Raw genomic sequence first — 2,533 nt, 5'->3', positions numbered from 1 at the left:
CCTTTGTCGACCAGCAACACGACGTCACCGCGTCCGACATCGAGCTGGCGCAGCGCGAGGGTTTTGAATCGGTCGAGCATCTGAAGCGCTACACCACGCTCGGCATGGCGACCGACCAGGGCAAGACCTCGAATGTCGCCGGCCTCGCCATCATGGCTGCGGTCAGCGGCCGTTCGATCCCCGAGACCGGGACAACGATCTACCGGCCGCCTTACGTGCCCGTCGCCATCGGCGCCTTCGCCGGCCATCACCGCGACGAGACTTTCCATGCGACGCGGCTGACGCCGTCGCATCACTGGGCCGTGGAACAAGGTGCTGTCTTCGTCGACACCGGCCTGTGGAAGCGGGCGCAGTGGTACCCCCGCGCGGGCGAGAAGGACTGGCTGGAATCGGTGACGCGCGAGGTCAAGGCGGTGCGCTCAGGCGTCGGATTCTGCGATGTCTCGACGCTCGGCAAGATCGACGTGCACGGTCCGGATGCCGGCGCCTTCCTCGACCGCGTCTACATCAACACCTTCTCCAGTCTTGCAGTGGGCAAGGCGCGCTACGGTCTGATGCTGCGCGAGGACGGCATCGTCTATGACGACGGCACCACGTCGCGGCTGGCCGAAGACCACTATTTTCTCACCACCACCACGGCCAAGGCCGGTCTGGTGATGCAGCATCTCGAATTCTGCCGCCAGGTGCTGTTCCCGGAGCTCGACGTGCAGCTCACTTCCGTCTCCGACCAGTGGGCGCAGTTCTCGATCGCCGGACCGAGCGCGCGGGAGTTGCTGAAACAGATCGTTGATGAGTCCGAGGACCTTTCCAACGAAGGCTTTCCGTTCATGGGCGCGCGCGAAGTGACGTTGCGCGGCGGCCTCAAGGCGCGGCTGTTCCGCATCTCGTTCTCCGGCGAAATGGCCTTCGAGATCTCGGTACCGGCACGCTTCGGTGATGCGATGGCACGCAATCTGATGCTGGCCGGCGCGCCATTCGGCGTGACGCCTTACGGCACCGAGGCGCTCGGCGTCATGCGCGTCGAAAAGGGCCACATCGCCGGACCGGAACTGAGCGGCACGACGACAGCGGCCGATCTTGGTCTGGGCAAGATGATGTCGACCAAGAAAGACTATATCGGCCGCGTCATGGCCGGACGCGAGGCGCTGGTAGCCCCAGATCGCCAGGTCGTCGTCGGCATCAAGCCGACGGACGAGACACGCCGGTTGCGCTCCGGCGCACACATCATCCCGAAGGGGCAGACGCCCGGCCCCGGCAACGACCAGGGCTATGTCACCTCGGTCTGCTTCTCGCCGACGTTGGATCAGTGGATCGGGCTCGCGCTTGTCGAACGCGGCCGCGAACGCATCGGCGAGATCGTGCACGCGCATGATCCATTGCGCGGCGAAGACTATGACGTCGAACTCTGCAATCCCGTCTTCTACGACCCGGATGGAGGGCGCCAGCGTGGTTGAGTTTTCCTGGGTTTCTCGCAGCCCACTCGAGCATGCGCTTGTCACCGGTACAGATGGCGCACGCGGTATCGAGGCCGGCATTTCGCTGACCGAGATCCGCAATTTTGATCTGATCCAGGGGATGGCGCGGCGCGGCCAGGCGGCCGAGCTGGGACAAGCCGCCAAGGCTCGGTTTGGTGTTGCTGTCCCTGATGCGCCGAAGGCGGTGCGGACTTCGGACGCAACGCTGATCTGGTCGGGACCGGACCAGTTCTTCGTGCTGTCGAAGGGCGGCAAGCACACGATGCAGACGCTGGAGCCCGCATTGTCCGGCTCGCTGTCGGACCAGTCGCATGCGCGGGTTCTGGTCAGCATCTCCGGCGCCAAGGCGCGGACAATGCTGGCGAAACTGTCGTCGATCGATTTGCATCCCGATTCGTTTCCGGTTGGCGCCGCCGCCGCGACGTCGATGGATCACACCAGCGTCACGCTCTGGCGCGACAGTGATCGGACGGATGGGCAGGCGGTGTTCAACGTTCTGATGTTTGCGACGTTTGCCGAGAGCCTTTGGCATACGATGCTGGATTCGGGCGCGGAGTACGGCGTCGACATCAACCATACAGAGAGACTGGCTTAGCCTTGGCTAGTCTTCCCTTCTCCCACAACAAGGGGAGAAGGCAAAGCGCGCCACCTCCGCCTTGCCAAACCCAACCGCACTGCTATTCTTGCTGCTAAAATAATTTCACGCACAGGCAAACTTGTTTCTCGAACCGCAAGGCTGAGATGAGCCAGTCGCCCTACCCCGCAATTGCTGCCGGACCGCCCAAGCCTAGCCTCATCCTGAGGCCGGGCCAGATCGCGCTGCCGCCGGGCATGGAGCGTTATACGATCCAGGGCAACGGCGCGGTGCTGATCGACATCGAGGCCGGCGACGCGATCACCGTGCGCAATGTCGAAGGCGGCCAGGCCTGCGAACTTCTGGCCTGGGACAGGACCGGCGCGACCGATCCCGGCATTTTTGGTGAAGCATCGAACAGCAACGCTGCCGGCATCAAAGCGCTGCTCATAGAGGGCGACGACAGTCTCGCATCCCTGCGGAG

Annotated in this window: 2 protein-coding genes and 1 pseudogene; all 3 read left to right on the top strand. The window is 63.8% G+C overall.

Annotated features, from left to right (window positions below; genetic code table 11):
- On the top strand, positions 1–1,454 hold a 1,454-nt coding region (locus EOA22_RS30610; RefSeq protein WP_281040802.1), incomplete at its 5' end, for a glycine cleavage T C-terminal barrel domain-containing protein.
- Positions 1,447–2,070, top strand: a complete 624-nt coding sequence (locus EOA22_RS30605) for a sarcosine oxidase subunit gamma (protein WP_063170183.1) — start codon at positions 1,447–1,449, stop codon at positions 2,068–2,070. The genes EOA22_RS30610 and EOA22_RS30605, both read left to right, overlap by 8 nt.
- A gap of 146 nt (positions 2,071–2,216) precedes the next feature.
- Positions 2,217–2,533 (top strand): annotated as a pseudogene (locus tag EOA22_RS30600) (aminomethyltransferase); the annotation flags it as partial.

It is taken from the genome of Mesorhizobium sp. M7A.F.Ca.US.014.04.1.1 (assembly GCF_003998745.1).
Lineage (GTDB): Bacteria > Pseudomonadota > Alphaproteobacteria > Rhizobiales > Rhizobiaceae > Mesorhizobium > Mesorhizobium ciceri.
Note: the sequence above shows the minus strand (reverse complement) of the source record. Positions and strands in the feature narration are given on the sequence as shown.